The 14,901-nt window shown below is 70.7% G+C and carries 15 protein-coding genes; all 15 read right to left on the reverse strand.

Features of this window, described 5'->3' with window-relative positions; genetic code table 11:
- Positions 1 to 268 precede the first annotated feature (268 nt).
- The gene (locus ABEB17_RS04680) at positions 269 to 745 is read right to left on the reverse strand and encodes a hypothetical protein (RefSeq protein ID WP_345715426.1); all 477 of its coding nucleotides are present in this window, start codon (positions 743 to 745) and stop codon (positions 269 to 271) included.
- Between the two features lie 212 nt (positions 746 to 957).
- The gene (locus tag ABEB17_RS04685; RefSeq protein WP_345715427.1) at positions 958 to 1,461 is read right to left on the reverse strand and encodes a hypothetical protein; all 504 of its coding nucleotides are present in this window, start codon (positions 1,459 to 1,461) and stop codon (positions 958 to 960) included.
- Positions 1,458 to 2,702, reverse strand: coding sequence for an MCE family protein (locus ABEB17_RS04690; protein ID WP_345715428.1), 1,245 nt, complete (start codon positions 2,700 to 2,702; stop codon positions 1,458 to 1,460). The genes ABEB17_RS04685 and ABEB17_RS04690 overlap by 4 nt, the downstream gene beginning before the upstream one ends.
- Positions 2,702 to 4,111, reverse strand: coding sequence for an MCE family protein (locus ABEB17_RS04695; protein WP_345715429.1), 1,410 nt, complete (start codon positions 4,109 to 4,111; stop codon positions 2,702 to 2,704). Before ABEB17_RS04695 ends, ABEB17_RS04690 begins: the two co-directional genes overlap by 1 nt.
- The gene (locus ABEB17_RS04700) at positions 4,108 to 5,244 is read right to left on the reverse strand and encodes an MCE family protein (protein WP_345715430.1); all 1,137 of its coding nucleotides are present in this window, start codon (positions 5,242 to 5,244) and stop codon (positions 4,108 to 4,110) included. The genes ABEB17_RS04695 and ABEB17_RS04700 overlap by 4 nt, the downstream gene beginning before the upstream one ends.
- Complete coding sequence (locus ABEB17_RS04705) at positions 5,241 to 6,221, reverse strand: MCE family protein (protein ID WP_345715431.1); 981 nt, start codon at positions 6,219 to 6,221, stop codon at positions 5,241 to 5,243. The genes ABEB17_RS04700 and ABEB17_RS04705 overlap by 4 nt, the downstream gene beginning before the upstream one ends.
- Entirely contained in the window at positions 6,218 to 7,273 is a 1,056-nt protein-coding gene (locus tag ABEB17_RS04710; RefSeq protein WP_345715433.1) for an MCE family protein, read from the reverse strand. Before ABEB17_RS04710 ends, ABEB17_RS04705 begins: the two co-directional genes overlap by 4 nt.
- Positions 7,270 to 8,607, reverse strand: coding sequence for an MCE family protein (locus ABEB17_RS04715; RefSeq protein WP_345715434.1), 1,338 nt, complete (start codon positions 8,605 to 8,607; stop codon positions 7,270 to 7,272). The genes ABEB17_RS04710 and ABEB17_RS04715 overlap by 4 nt, the downstream gene beginning before the upstream one ends.
- An 11-nt stretch (positions 8,608 to 8,618) precedes the next feature.
- A complete protein-coding gene (locus ABEB17_RS04720) occupies positions 8,619 to 9,458 on the reverse strand; it encodes an MlaE family ABC transporter permease (RefSeq protein ID WP_345715435.1) in 840 nt (279 codons plus the stop codon).
- A gap of 4 nt (positions 9,459 to 9,462) precedes the next feature.
- Positions 9,463 to 10,236, reverse strand: a complete 774-nt coding sequence (locus ABEB17_RS04725) for an MlaE family ABC transporter permease (RefSeq protein ID WP_345715436.1) — start codon at positions 10,234 to 10,236, stop codon at positions 9,463 to 9,465.
- The gene (locus tag ABEB17_RS04730; protein WP_345715437.1) at positions 10,233 to 11,189 is read right to left on the reverse strand and encodes an ABC transporter ATP-binding protein; all 957 of its coding nucleotides are present in this window, start codon (positions 11,187 to 11,189) and stop codon (positions 10,233 to 10,235) included. The genes ABEB17_RS04725 and ABEB17_RS04730 overlap by 4 nt, the downstream gene beginning before the upstream one ends.
- A gap of 203 nt (positions 11,190 to 11,392) precedes the next feature.
- Positions 11,393 to 12,298: an ATP-binding protein gene (locus ABEB17_RS04735; protein WP_345715438.1), complete on the reverse strand. Its 906-nt coding sequence runs from the start codon at positions 12,296 to 12,298 to the stop codon at positions 11,393 to 11,395.
- 163 nt (positions 12,299 to 12,461) lie between these two features.
- Positions 12,462 to 13,481, reverse strand: coding sequence for a ketopantoate reductase family protein (locus ABEB17_RS04740; RefSeq protein ID WP_345715439.1), 1,020 nt, complete (start codon positions 13,479 to 13,481; stop codon positions 12,462 to 12,464).
- A 119-nt stretch (positions 13,482 to 13,600) separates the two neighbouring features.
- A complete protein-coding gene (gene rplL / locus ABEB17_RS04745; protein WP_345715440.1) occupies positions 13,601 to 13,984 on the reverse strand; it encodes a 50S ribosomal protein L7/L12 in 384 nt (127 codons plus the stop codon).
- An 81-nt stretch (positions 13,985 to 14,065) separates the two neighbouring features.
- Entirely contained in the window at positions 14,066 to 14,590 is a 525-nt protein-coding gene (gene rplJ, locus ABEB17_RS04750) for a 50S ribosomal protein L10 (protein WP_345715441.1), read from the reverse strand.
- Positions 14,591 to 14,901 lie beyond the last annotated feature (311 nt).

Below are 14,901 nucleotides of genomic sequence, written 5' to 3' on the forward strand. Positions count from 1 at the left end.
GGACTGGCACGGAAGTGCTCATCCGATCGACGGGCATGGATACAGGCAGCGCAAAGCGCAAGCATACACGACGAAGCGCATGCAAGGAAACGCCCCTGTCAAGGTCACGATCGCCCGCACGAGACCCGGCTCTGCTACCGCTCAGAACCGCGCTGCTCGGGGCTGCTGTCGTGACGACAACGGTGCGCCATGAGGATGACGCTCCCCGGCGCCCGCGTCAAGACTGCCGCCACCTACGGCGCGCCGCGACCCGACGTCCGGATGGCGGCTACAGGCCTCTGACCTGCGAGACCAGCCACTGACCACCGCGATGGCTCATCGTCATCTCCACCCGGTTCTGATCCAACTGCGGGCGCTCCAGGCGGTTCGAGGTGGTGGTCTGGTTCACGAACAGGACCACCACGACCTCGTCGCCCGTGGCCCGCACGACGCCGGTGGAGGCGACCTGCGCGACCACGGTGGCCTTGGTCTGGGTGGCCACCTGCTTGACCGCCTGGCTGGTGGTCTTCGCGTACTGGTCGCGGAAGGCGCCGGTGGTCCTGGCCCGGCCGGCCGCGAAGTCGGCGTCCAGGTGCCGGTAGTCGTAGCTGAGCACCTTCGTCGCGGCCGTCGCGGCCGCTCGGGTGGCCGCGCCACGGGCGTCGTCCACCGCCTGGGCCCGGCGATCGAGCACGACCAGCGCGCCGACGCCGACCAGCGCCACGACCAGCAGCCCGGCGAGGACGCCCAGCAGCCACACCGGCACCGCCCGTCCCCCGCTGGTGACGCGGTCGCGTGGCCCCGGTGCGGGCTGAGGGGACGAGAGCGCGTCACGAGTGCGAGCAGGGCGCGGCCGGGGTTGGGGCTGGGGCTGGGCCTGGGGCTGGGGGTGCGGCTGGGGGCGGCGGGTGCGCTCCCCAGCCACTCGGCGGCGGGCGGTGGGCGGTCGTCGTACGTCGGTCATCGTCGTCTCCTCCGTCAGGCCACGAACTGCAGCTGGTTGGCGAGCCAGCGGTCACCGGACCGGCTCAGGTCGACCTGGATGCGGTAGTGCCGGGGCACCGCGGTCGTGGCCGAGGTGTTGGTCACGTCGGCGTCCACGACGAGCAGCACGCGGGCGCTGTCGGCGTCGCTGGAGACCAGCCCGGCGGACAGCACCTTGCCCTTGCTGACCGCCTTGTTGCTGGTCACGAGCTTCTTGAGCTGCGCGGACTGGGCCGCGAACTCCTTCTTGAACGTGCCCGTCGCATCGGCCAGCACGCGGTTCGAGTCCCGGTCGAAGGTCCGGTAGTCCAGGGTCGTGAAGTTGACGCCGAGCTGGCCGGCAGCGGCGACCGCGTCCGCGCCGCGGGCGTCGGTGCGCCGGTCGTCCAGCACACGACGTCCGACGAACGCACCGGCGGCGACGGTCACCAGCAGCAGGGCCGCCAGGCCGAGCGCGAGGCCGCGGCGCAGCCGCGGGGTCAGCGGGACAAGGGTCATGACTGGTCTCCGATCAGCATCCAGGCGAACGAGTCGGCGCCCTGCGGCGCGACCGAGGTGTGCACGGTGGGGTCGGTGGAGTCGGCCGGGCCGGGGCCAGCGGCTCCGAAGGGCACGGACGACGCCGGGGCCGACCCCGGCCGCGGGGCGTTCTGGGCGCCCCGCACCGAGGACGACGACCCGCGCGGCAGGGTGCACCGCACACCCGTGTTGAGCGGCGGCAGACCGGTGGTCTGCTGCGGGTCGGTCCGCTTGGTGCCGCCGTACCCCTGCGTGCAGGACGGCGGGTTGTCGACGTTGAGCTGCAGCCCGAAGTGCGCCGTGCCGTCGCCGGGAACGACGGTGTAGCCACCCCGGACGACGTCCGGGTAGGTGATGAACATCTGCCGGAGCCCCTTGGTGCGGGTGACCGTGACCTGGCCGACGGTGACCAGGTTGGTCAGCAGCGCTCCCAGGTTGGTGCGGTTCTCCCGCAGCAGCGCGTCGACCTGCTGGCTGGCGACGACCCCGCGGTCCAGCACGGTGCGCAGGTCGCTGTCGCTGGTGCGCAGCTGGCCGGACAGGTCGTCCAGGTCGGCGGCGAAGGCACGGATGTCGCTGCCGGACGCCTTCTGGGTGTCCAGCACGGGCTTGCCGTCCTGGATCAGCCTCGTGGTCTCCGGCAGCGCCTCGCTGGCCGACCGGGTCAGGGCGTCCCCGGCGTCGATCAGCCGCTGCAGGTCGGTGCCGCCGTCCGCGAACGTCCTGCCCAGCTCGTCGACGGTGGTGCTGAGGTCGTCCCGGTCCACCGACCGGACCAGCCGGTCGACGTCCAGCAGCACCGTGTCGACCCGGGTCGGGGTCCGGGTGTCATCCCGGGCGATCCGCGAGCCGCCGGTCAGGTAGGGCCGGGCGCTGGTGCGCGGCTGCAGGTCCACGTACTGCTCGCCGACGGCGGAGCGGTTCTCCACCACCGCGAGGGTGTCCCGCGGCACCTGGGAGCCGCGGCGCATCCGCAGGTCGACCAGCACCCCGCCGTCGGTCAGCCGGAGCCGGTCGACCTTGCCGACCGTCACGCCGCGGTAGGTGACCTCGGCGCCGGTGAAGATGCCGCCGGAGTCGCCGAAGTCGGCGGTGACGACGTACGAGCCGCCGGCCACCCTGTCGAACAGGCCGACGTAGCGGGCCGAGAGCACGCTGACCGCCACCAGGGCGAGCGCGAGGAACGCGACGAGCTGGATCCGGACTCCACGGGTGACCATCAGGCAGCACCTCCCAGCAGCAGCCCGGCGAGGTCGGTACCGGACTGGCCGGCCCCGCCGGACTTCCCCTCACCGCTGCCGGACGAGCCCAGGCACAGGACGCCGGGCAGGCAGATCCCGCCGCCGGAGCCGCCCCCGGTGGGGCTTGGCGCGGGCGCGGGCTTGGCCGCGGTCCTGGTCCAGCCCTTCGGGCAGGTCACGCCGCGGAACGGCAGCACCAGGGCCTTGACGGTGTCGTTGCGGCACTGGACGGTCAGGTCGCCGGGGGCGATCGCGGCCGGGCACTTCGCGCCCGGGAACTGGACGAGCTGGCCGAGGATCGTGCACGGGATGGACTTCACGTCGGGCAGCTGCGGCAGCGTGCCGAGTCCGGGGATCCCGGGCAACGGGCCGCTCGGGCCGGTCGGCAGGTCGAGCAGGGAGCGGGCGTCCAGGTCCGCGGTGATCCACAGGTTGGTGTAGTCGCCCTTGACGCCGTCGACCGCCGAGTCGGGGAACGGGTAGGTGAGCAGCAGCTGCAGCGACTTCGGCAGGTCGTCGCCGGCGTCGTTCAGGGCCTTGAGCACGGGCTTGAGCGCGCTCAGGTTGGCCACCGTGTCGTCCTTGGACGCCTTGATGACCCGCGAGCCGACGTCGCCCAGCCGGTCGAGCGAGGTGAGCAGCGCGGTGAGCTGCTTGCGCTGGTCGGCGAGCACCTTGAGCCCGCCGGGCAGCTGGTCCAGCGCGGTCGCGATGTCGTCGCGCTGCGCGGCGAGGCGGGCGGCGAGCCGGTCGACCGAGTCCAGGGCCCGGTTGATCTCGGCTTTCTGCGAGTCCAGCGACCCGACCAGGGTGTCGAGCTTGCTGAGCAGGTCGCGCACCGCGGGCTCGTTGCCGGTCAGGGCCTGGTTGAGCTCGGTCTCGATGATCTTCAGCTGGGCCACCCCGCCGCCGTTGAGCAGCATCGACATGGCGCCGAGGACCTCCTCGACCTCCGGGTTGCGGCCCGATCGGGCCAGCGGGATCACGTCGCCGTCGGACAGCCGACCGACCGCCGTGGCGTCCGTCGGGGCCTGCAGCGAGACGTACTTCTCGCCGAGCAGGCTGGTCTGCTTCAGCTCGGCGGTCGCGTTGTCCGGCAGCTTCACCGAGTCCTCGAGGCGCACCGTGACCCGCGCCGTCCAGCCGTCCAGCGCGATCTTCTCGACCGAGCCGACCGTGACGTCACCGACCTTGACCGCCGACTGCGGCACCAGGTCGAGGACGTCCGCGAACTGCACGGTCACCCGGTAGATGTCGCCGCGGCCCGCGACCCCGCCGGGCAGCGCGACGTCGTACGCGCCCTGGCAGCCGCCGAGCAGCAGCGCGACGGCGCCGGCGACGACCGCGAGCGCAGCCGTTCGCAGCCGGGGGCTCATGCGGGGGCTCATCGCCCGCTCCCCAGGATGCCGGCCAGCGTCGGGTCGGACTGGATCAGCGGTGACAGCAGCGGGCCGAGCGCCTTCTGGCAGGCGGTGGCCTGGCTGACCTGCTGGTTGATCAGCCCGCAGAGCAGCTCGTCGGGGTGCTTGAGCTGGTCGGCGTTGTCCCGGACGTCGAGCGTGCCGGAGGCCGGGTTGTAGGCGTTCTGCAGGTTCGACAGCGCGACGGGCGCGTTGTCCAGCAGCTCGGCGAGCTGGTTGCGGTCGGCGGCGATGGTGCCGGTCACCGAGGTCAGGTCCGCGACGTCCGTCGTGAGCACCGAGCGGTTGTCCGCGACGAACGTGGACACCTCGTTCAGGGCGACGGCGAGGTTCTTCAGGGCCAGCCCGAGGTCGTCCTTCTCGCCGTTCAGCTGGTCGGCGACGGAGGCCAGGTCGGTGTTCAGCCGGCGCACCTGCGGGTCGTTCGCGGCCAGTGTGCTGGTGAAGGTCTGCAGGTTCTTCACGGTGCTGAACAGGTCGCCCCGGCTGCCCGAGACGGTGCCGAGCGCGAGGGAGAGCTGGTGCACGGCCTCGTTCGCCTTGTCGCCCTCGCCACCCAGGTTGTCGGCGCTGGTGGCCAGCAGCCGGGACAGCGAGCCGTCGGCGTTGGCGCCCTTGGGCCCGAGGGCGGTGCTCAGGTCGTCCAGGCTCTGGGTGACCCGGTCCAGCTCGACCGGGACGGCGGTGCGCTCGATCGGGATGTCTGCGTGGTCGGCCAGCTTCGCGCCGCCGGTGTAGGCGGGCAGCAGCTGCACGTACCGGTCGCTGACCAGGGACGGCGAGAGCACGGCGGCCTGCGCATCGGCCGGGATGGTGACGTCGCCCTTGACCTTCAGCGTCACCTCGACCTGCTCGCCCTGCGGCCGGACCCGCTCGACCGTGCCCACCGGCACGCCCAGCACGCGCACCTGGCTGCCCTCGTAGAGGCCGACGGCCCGGGTGAAGTGCGCGGTGATCGTGCGGTCCGGCGTCGAGGGCCACAGCACGAACGCGGCCGCGGCCAGGACGCCGACCACGAGGACGCCGGCCAGCACCTTGCGCAGGTCGAGACCGCGCAGGTCGGGCAGGTCGGGCAGGTTCGAGACGCGGGGCCGCTTCACTTGCCACCTCCGGTGATCGTGCCGCCGACGGGGACCAGGTTCGGGATGTAGGTGTCGAACCAGCGGCCGTTGCCGAGGGTGTTCGCGAAGACCCGGGTGAACGGCGCCATGGCCTTGATCCCGGCGTCCAGGTCGTCCTGGTGCTTGCGCAGCGTGGCCAGCACGCCCTGCAGCTCGGTCAGGGCCGGCGTCAGCTGGGCCCGGTTGTCCCGCACCAGGCCGGTGATCTGCGCGGCGAGCGCCGCGGTGTTGGTGAGCAGGGTGTGGATCGCGGCCCGGCGCTTCTGCAGCTCGAGCAGCAGCAGGTCGCCGTCCTTGATCAGCGACTCGACCTCGCCGTTGCGCGCGGCCAGGGTGCCGGACACGTCCTTGGCGTGCGCGAGCAGCTCGGCCAGCTCCTGGTCGCGCGAGGAGATGGTCCTGGACAGCCGGGTCAGGCCCTCGAGCGAGGCCTTGACCTGGGGCGGGCTGTCCTTGAACTCGGTGGCGATGACGTCCAGCGACTTCGACAGCTGCGGGACGTCGATCGCCTCCGTGGTGGTGGTGAGGTCGCTGAAGGCGTCGATGACGTCGTACGACGGGGTGGTGCGGCTGGTCGGGATCGTCGTCCCGGCCTTCAGCTGGCCCGGGCCCTGGGGGTCGAGCGCGAGGTACTTCTGGCCCAGCAGCGTCTTGAGCTTGACCGCGGCCGCGGTCCGGGAGCCGAAGTGGGCGGGCTCGGTGATCTTGAACGAGATCAGCACCTGCGCGCCGTCCAGCTCGATCTTCTTGACCTTGCCGACCTTCACCCCGGCGACCAGGACGTCGTCGCCGGTCTTCAGCCCGCCGACCTCGGTGAAGGCGGCCCGGTAGGTGTCGCCGCGGCCGAGCAGCGGCAGCTTCTGCACGTTGAAGGCGGCCAGCAGCAGGGCGCCGATCAGCAGCAGCCCGACGGCCCCGATGGGCACCGGGTTGCGCTCGCGGAAGGGGGTGCTCACTTGCCGACACCTCCGCACCGGGCGGCGCCGTTGGACACGACGTCCACCGGGAGGCGGGTGTCCTTGCCCAGCCCGAGGACGCCGGTGGGCAGCACGACCGACCCGTCGAACGAGCAGAGGTAGAAGTTGAACCAGGAGCCGTACGTGGCGGTGCGGGTCAGGGTGTTGACCTTGCCGGGCCAGGTGTCCATGAAGTGCTCGAAGACCTTCGTGTTCTCGGGCTTGTTGAGCGTCGTCGAGAGCTTGCCCAGGTTCGCGATGTCCGCCTTCAGCGGCGGGCGGGCCTGGCTGAGCAGCCCGGCGGTGTCGGCGGCGAGCCCGTTGATCGAGGTGAGCGAGCTGCCGATGGCCACCCGGTCGGCGGACAGCCCGGACACGAACCGCTGCAGCTGCACCAGGAGCTGGTCCAGCTGGTCGTCGCGGGCGTCGACGGTGCCGAGCACCTGGTTGAGGTTGCTGATGGTCCGGCCGATCACGGCGTCCCGGTCGGCGACGGACGACGTCAGCGACGCGGTGTGCGCGAGCAGGCTGTTGATGGTGCCGCCCTCACCCTGCAGGACCTGGATGATCTCGCCGGACAGCTGGTTGACGTCCTGCGGCGACAGCGCGGCGAACAGCGGCTTGAACCCGTTGAACAGCACCGTCAGGTCCAGCGCCGGTTGGGTCCGCTCGATCGGGATGGTCGCCCCCGACCGCAGCTGGTTCCCCGCACCGGCCCCCTGCACCAGTGCGACGTACCGCTGCCCGATCAGGTTGCGGTAGCGGACGACGACCTGCGTCGTGTCCGTCAGCGGGTGGTCGGTGTCGACGTCCAGGGTGACCAGGGCGCGGCTGCGCCCGCTCAGCCCGATGTCCTTGACCCGGCCGACCGGCACCCCGGCGATCCGGACGTCGTCGCCCTTGGCCAGCCCGGTCGCGTCGGCCAGCACCGCCTTGTACTGGGTGCGGTCGCCGCCGGCGATGGGCGAGATGGTGAGCGCGAGCATGCCGAACGCGGCGATCGTCGCCACGGCGAAGACCACCAGCTTGATCAGGCTGGACGTCGTCCTCACGAGGCGTCCTGGTTGACCTCGGTACCGCGCACCAGTGGGCCGAGCAGCAGGTTCGAGATGTCCGGCATGGCGTCGGGGCTGGTGCCCATCGCGGGCGCGAACAGCGCGTCCGTGACGGCCTGCTCCCCCGCCGTCCCGGCGTCCCCGCTCTGCGGGTCCGTGTACGCCGCCCCGTCGGCGAACGAGCTCGGCAGCGCGCTGGCGCTGGACGCCCGGTAGACGTTGGCGGTGCCGTCCGGGATGTAGTCGCCGGTGTACGGGTGCGCCTGCGAGCCCGCCTTGCCCGGCAGGCCCTTGCAGTCGGGCGCGCGGTTCGCGATCCAGGCGGGCTCCTCGCCGGGCTGGTACGCCGGCCGCTGCGGCACGACCTCGAGGGTGATGTGCAGCGAGCTGTCCCCGAACGCCTGGTCGATGCGCGGCACCCAACCGGCCAGCCCCTGGGCGAAGCAGGCGTAGATCGGCGAGTACCGCTTCAACAGGTCGAGGGTCGGGCGGCTGACCCGGCCGAGCCGGATGATCCGGTCCTCGTTCTCGTTCAGCACGGACGTCGCGGTGTTGGCGAAGCCGGTGGTGCCGGCCAGGAACCCGGCGAGCGCGCTCTGCTTCTCGACCAGGGTCTGGCTGGTCACCGACAGGTTGCGCGCCATCTTCAGCAGGTCGGGCGCGGCGTCGGCGTAGATCGAGGCCACGTCGGCGAGCCCGCTGATGTCCTGCTTCAGGGTCGGCAGGTTCGGGTTGAACGCGGTCAGGAACTTGTCGGCCAGCACCAGGTTCTCGCCGAGCGGCTTGCCGCGGCCCTCCAGCGCGGTCGCCATCGCGTTCAGCGTGGTCGCCAGCTGGGCCGGCTTCACCGTGCGCAGCAGCGGCAGCAGGTTGTCGAAGACCTGCTCGAGCTCGATGGCCACGCTGGTGCGGTCCTGGCCGATCACGTCGCCGGCCCGCAACGGCGTGCGGGCAGGGTCGTCCGGCGTCACCAGGTCGACGTACCGCTCACCGAACAGCGTCTTGGGCAGCAGCCGGGCACTCACGTTGGCCGGGATGGCACCGACCTGGTCGGGCTGCAGGGCGAGCTCGATCTGCGCACCGTCGCCGACGTGCTCGATCTTGCGGACCTGCCCGACCACCAGCCCGCGGATCTTCACGTCCGAGGTGGTCTGCAGCTGGTTGCCGATGTGGTCGGTCCTGAGGGTCACCAGGGTGACCGGGGTGAACCGCTGCTGGTACATGGCGACGGACAGCGCGAGCAGCAGCGCGAGGACCAGCAGGAACACCAGCCCGTACGCGTGCGTGGAGTAGCGGGCCAGGGCGCGCCCGGCCGGCTGCTTCGCTGCCATGTGCATCGTCGCTACCCCGCGATCCGCACGGTGGTGGTGGCGCCCCAGATGGCCAGCGACAGGAAGAAGTCGACGATGTTGATCGCCACGATCGACGTCCGGACGGCCTTGCCGACCGCGACGCCGACGCCGGCCGGGCCGCCGCTGGCGGTGTAGCCGTAGTAGCAGTGGATCAGGATGATCACGACGGCGAAGACCAGCACCTTGAGGAACGACCACAGGACGTCGCCGGGCGGCAGGAACAGGTGGAAGTAGTGGTCGTACGTGCCCGTGGACTGCCCGAAGTACTGGGTGGTGATGAAGCGGGTCGCGAAGTACGACGACAGGAGGCCGACCACGTACAGCGGCATCACCGCGATGAACCCGGCGATCATCCGGGTGGTCACCAGGAAGGGCAGGCTCGGCAGTCCCATCACCTCGAGGGCGTCGACCTCCTCGCTGATCCGCATCGCACCGAGCTGGGCGGTGAAGCCGCAGCCGACGGTGGCCGCGAGCGCCAGGCCGGCGACCAGCGGGGCGATCTCGCGGGTGTTGAAGTAGGCCGAGATGAAGCCGGTGAACGCGCCGGTGCCGAGCTGGTTGAGCGCGCTGTAGCCCTGCAGCCCGACCTCGGTGCCGGTGAAGAAGGCCAGGAAGGTGATGACGCCGACGGTGCCGCCGATGACCGACAGGGCGCCCGTGCCGAGGCTGACCTCGGCCAGCAGGCGCATGATCTCCTTCTTGTAGCGGCGGATCGTGCGCGGCGTCCAGGCGAGCGAGCGCACGTAGAAGCGCAGCTGGCCGCCGAGGCTGTCCAGGCCCTCGACCGGCTTGCGCGCCGTGTCGGCCACCTTGGTCCCGATGCTGGTCATCACGTCACCCGAGCTTCTGCGGGACGACCTGGAAGTACACGGCCGTCAGGACGAAGTTGACGACGAACAGCAGCATGAAGGTGATGACGACGGACTGGTTGACCGCGTCGCCCACCCCCTTCGGGCCGCCGCCGGCGGTGAGCCCCTTGTACGAGGCGACGATCGCCGCGATGGCGCCGAAGATCAGCGCCTTGATCTCGCCGGAGCCGAGGTCGGCCACCTGCGCGAGCGCGGTGAACGACGCGAGGTACGCGCCCGGCGTCCCGCCCTGCAGGACGACGTTGAAGAAGTAGCCGCCGATCACCCCGACCACCGAGACCAGCCCGTTCAGCAGCAGCGCGACGAGCATCGAGGCCAGCACCCGCGGGACGACGAGCCGCTGGATCGGGCTGATGCCCAGCACCTCCATGGCGTCGATCTCCTCGCGGATCTTGCGGGACCCGAGGTCCGCGCAGATCGCTGAGCCCCCTGCGCCCGCGATCAGCAGGGCCGTGACGATCGGGCTGGCCTCGCGGATGATCGCCAGGACGGACGCCGCGCCGGTGTAGGACTGCGCGCCGAGCTGGCGGGTCAGGCTGCCGAGCTGCAGCGCGATGACCGCGCCGAACGGGATGGAGACCAGCGCCGTGGGCAGGATCGTGACGCTCGCGATGAACCAGGACTGCTGGATGAACTCCTTGCCCTGGAACGGCCGACGGGGCAGGGCTCGCAGCACGTCGAGGGCGAGCGCGAAGAGGTTGCCGGACTGCCGCAGGGCGCCGGTGACCGGCGCGCTCACGACGCCACCGGCTCGGACATGGAGTCGTCGCTGAACGAGCGCGGCGGCGGCGTCACGCCGTTATCCCGGCACCACCCACCGGGCTCGCGCTGGTGGCGACGCACGGTGCCGTCGCTGGTGCCGAGCTGCATCGGGATCGGCGGCAGCGGCGGCAGCTCCTGGCCGGACTCGGCCGCCAGCTCGTCGGCGTCCTTCTCCTCGCTCATCCCGATCGGCCCGATCCGCTGGGCGTTCAGGAACTGCCGGACGACGGGCTCCTCGCTGCTCAGCAGCATCTCGCGCGGGCCGAACATGGCGAGGTGGCGGTGGTACAGCAGGCCGATGTTGTCCGGCACGGTGCGGGCGGTGTTGATGTCGTGCGTGACGATCAGGAACGTCGCGTCGATCTGCGCGTTGAGGTCGACGATCAGCTGGTTCAGGTAGGCCGTGCGCACGGGGTCGAGGCCGGAGTCGGGCTCGTCGAACAGGATGATCTCGGGGTCGAGCACCAGCGCGCGGGCCAGTCCGGCGCGCTTGCGCATGCCGCCGGAGATCTCGCCGGGCAGCTTGTCCTCGGCGCCCTGCAGCCCGACGAGCTCGAACTTCTCGTTGACGATCTGGCGGATCTCGGACTCGGACTTGCGGGTGTGCTCGCGCAGCGGGAAGGCGATGTTGTCGTACAGGCTCATCGAGCCGAACAGCGCGCCGTCCTGGAAGAGGACGCCGAACAGCTTGCGGATCTCGTAGAGGTCGCTCTCGCGCAGCGTGACGAGGTCACGGCCCTCGATGAAGATGGACCCGCGGTCCGGCTTGAGCAGGCCGACCAGCGTCTTGAGGAACACGGACTTGCCCGTGCCCGAGGGCCCGAGCATGACGGAGATCTCCCCGGCAGGGAGCGTCAGTGTGACGTCCTGCCAGATCGTCTGCGAGCCGAAGGACTTGGTCAGTCCCTCGACACGGATCTCGACTCCCACGTGTGTCCACCCCTCGTCGCTGAGGATCCCTGCAGGGTGCTCAACGAGCGGGTGGCGCGGAGGTTACGGGCGGGCACGGTCCTCGCGCGTGCCAGGAGAGCATCCAGCGTTGCTCTTGGCAGGACAACCGTGTGGTCAGACCACGGCAACATCCCTGCCGGTCCCATGAGGGCAGCCGTGTTGGTTGCAGCCCAGTCGTGCGGTCAGCCGACAGGCGTCCAGAGCCGGTCGATGGGCATGACGTAGAGCCGGTCCTCGAAGCTGAACGAACGCGGACCAGTGGCCAGGACCACTCCGGCGATGAACCTCTTGCCGAGCGCATCGCGCAGCTTGCGAAGGCCAGAGAACTCCCTGCCTGGGACGCGTTCGCCGGCCTTCACCTCAAAGGCCAGCACACCGCCGTCGTCGAACTCGATGACGAAGTCGACCTCGTCTCCGTCGTGAGTGCGCCAGTGCCCCACGGTGACCTGCTCTTCGAGCCACGAGACCTGCTTGCGCAATTCACCAACCACGAAGGTTTCCAGAAGGTTCCCGAACTCGGTCAACGCAGTTGGGTCCAGGCTGGCCAGCTTGTCCGGCGTGAGCCGCAGCAATCGTGCTGCGAGCCCGGAGTCGACCATGTGCACTTTGGGACTGGAGGCTGCTCGGGCGCGCAGCGTCTTGCCCCATGCTGGTAGTCGCGCGATGAGGAAGAGATCTTCGAGGAGCTTGGTGTACTCCTCGGCGGTCTTGCGTTCCACGCCGAGCCCGTCGATGGCGTTGCTCAGGTTCAGGATCTGCCCGGTCCTGCCACCCAGGCGGTTCAGTAGCTCGCGCAGGACCTGTCGCTGCCTGATGCGCACCAGCTCCAGGGCGTCGCGCTCTACCGACTGGGAAACGTAATCGTCGAACCACCGGTTGCGTGCCGCCAGCGAACGGTTGATCGCCAAGGGAAACCCGCCTGCGCAGACGCGTTCGATGTACTCGCTACGGGTGGTGGTCGAGGAGGGGTGGGCAAGCACAGCGGGCTCGGGATTCGTGCGAAGCGCCGGGATGAGGTCTTCGATGACGCCGGCGATCTCTCCCTGGGACAGCGGCCAGATCTTCATGGAGTGCAGACGACCGGTCAACGCCCCGAGGCTAGTTAACTACCAAAATCCGAGGGCTCAAACTGCCAAAGTACGAGGGGAAGACCTCCGGATTTCGACGTCGGGACGGCGAGCCCTCGAGCACCCATCAAGGCTCAACCCTGCCAAGATCGCCACCCGTTGCTGTCGTGGCACCACGTTCGGGTCAGCGCGCGTCGAGGGCGCGCTCGAGCTCCGGGACGGTCAGGGACGCCGGGCGGGCACCGGACGACGACGCCTGGCGGGCGAGCGCCTGGACCCTCGCGTTCAGCGGAGCCTCGCCGCCGTGGGCCCGGGCGATGGCGACGATCTCGCCGTTCAGGAAGTCCGCCTCGTTGGAGTCGGCGCCGCGAGCGAGCGACTGCCAGGTCGACCCGCCCATCTGCGCTGGCTCACCGGGGACCACGCGGTCGACGAACAGGTCCCGGCGCCAGGCGTCCTCCTCGTCGGCGCTCGCGCACTCGATTCCGGCGTGCGCGAGCACGGCGGCCCCCTCCTGCCGCAGGCGGGCCGACACCGCGCCCGCGCCCTCGGCGTCCGGCCCGACCAGCGCCTGCACGGCGTTGCCGAGGTTGGTCAACAGCTTGCGGTACTTCCAGCGCAGGACGTCCTCGACGACGTGGATCTCGAACCCGGCTCGTTCGAGGTCCGCGGCGACGCCGTCCAGCAGGCCGTCGGCACGCCCGCCGGGCGGCACCTCGCCGAGGATCAGCACGCCCGACCTCGGCGCGATCCGGACGAACACCTCGCCCGGCTCCAGGCTCACCGCGGGCAGCCACACGCACACCCCGACGACCCGGTCGAAGTAGCGATGGGCGATCTGCTCGGCCGCCACGCCGTTGAGCGCCAGGAGCACCGGCAGCCGCTCCCCCGCCGTCCCGACCTGGTCGTCGCCCTCGTGCACGGGCACGTCCACCCACTCCCGCAGGGCGCCCTCGACCTGCTGGGTCTTCGTCGCCATGACCAGGACGTCGTCCGCGCGCAGCCGCACGTCGGCCGGCGACCGCACGACGTCCACCCCGATGACGACGTCCTCGTCCGGCGTGCGCAGGCGGAGGCCGACGTGCTCGATCAGGTCGGCCCGACGGCCCCGGGCCGCCAGCACCACCCGGTCGCGACGCTGCTGCGCGAGCCGGGCCGCGATCGCCCCACCGATCGACCCGGCCCCGATCACGACGTACCGCATGCCACCTCCGATGTGGGCGTCCGCTCATCCTGCCCTGCGCGCAAAACGCGAGCCAGGGCCGACCCGGCGTACCGGGTCGGCCCTGGCTCAGGGTGCTCAGCGTGTCGCTGAGCGGGCGATCACTTGAGGGTGACGGTGGCCCCGGCGCCCTCGAGGGACTCCTTGGCCTTCTCCGCAGCAGCCTTGTCGACCTTCTCCAGGACGACCTTGGGGGCGCCGTCCACGAGGTCCTTGGCCTCCTTCAGGCCGAGGGAGGTGAGGGCGCGCACCTCCTTGATGACCTGGATCTTCTTGTCGCCAGCAGCCTCGAGGACGACGTCGAACTCGTCCTGCTCGGCCTCGGCCTCGGCGGGGGCAGCGCCACCACCGGCAGCGGCAACCGCGACCGGAGCCGCAGCGGTGACCTCGAAGGTCTCCTCGAACTTCTTCACGAACTCGGAGAGCTCGATCAGGGTCATCTCCTTGAACGACTCAAGCAGGTCGTCCGTGCTGAGCTTCGCCATGTCGGCGTTCCTTCCTGTCTTCGCCCGCGAACGGGCGGTCGTGTGTGGGCGGGCTCGCCCGGGGGGTGGTGCTTCGGGCGATCAGCCCTGGTCCTGCTCGACCTTCTGACGAAGGGCGTCGACCACGCGGGCGGTCTGGGCCAGCGGGGCGGCGAACAGAGCCGCAGCGCCGGACATGGACGCCTTCATGGCGCCGGCCAGCTTGGCCAGCAGCACCTCACGGGACTCGAGGTCCGCGAGCTGCTTGACCTCGTCGGCCGTCAGCGGCTTGCCGTCAAGCAGGCCGCCACGGACGACGAGAGCGGGGTGATCCTTGGCGAAGTCCCTGATCTTCTTCGCCGTCTCCACCGCGTCACCGGTGATGAAGGCGATCGCGGACGGGCCGGCGTACTGGCCGTCGAAGGCCGAGACACCGGCTTCCTTCGCCGCGATCTCGGTCAGGGTGTTCTTCACCACGGCGTACGTCGCGTGCTCACGGATGGCGCTGCGCAGCTCGGTCAGCTGGGCCACGGTGAGACCGCGGTACTCGGTCAGCACGGCCGCGTTGGACTCACGGAACTTGTCGGTGAGCTCAGCGACGGCTGCTGCCTTGTCGGGCCTGGCCATGGGCCTCCTTCCACGGGTGAAGCGCCGGCGGTTCCGGACCCGCTCATGACGAACGCCCCGGCGCTAGGCGCACGGGGCGTGGACGACCGCGTCACGGGGACGCACTGTCGAGAACCTCGGTCACCTGCGCGGGTCGCCCGCGTGAGCGGACTTTCGGACGTCGTGCCAGGTGCGGCACTCGGTCGACCAGCGGTCTTGGGCAGCCTCCAGAGTACGGGGCGGGGCGCCGTCCGACCAAATCGGCCCACTCCGGCCGTCCCACCACCCCGAATGTCCCGATATTCGGGGCTATGGATCCGCCATGACCCCGA

This window comes from Angustibacter luteus (assembly GCF_039541115.1).
Lineage (GTDB): Bacteria > Actinomycetota > Actinomycetes > Actinomycetales > Angustibacteraceae > Angustibacter > Angustibacter luteus.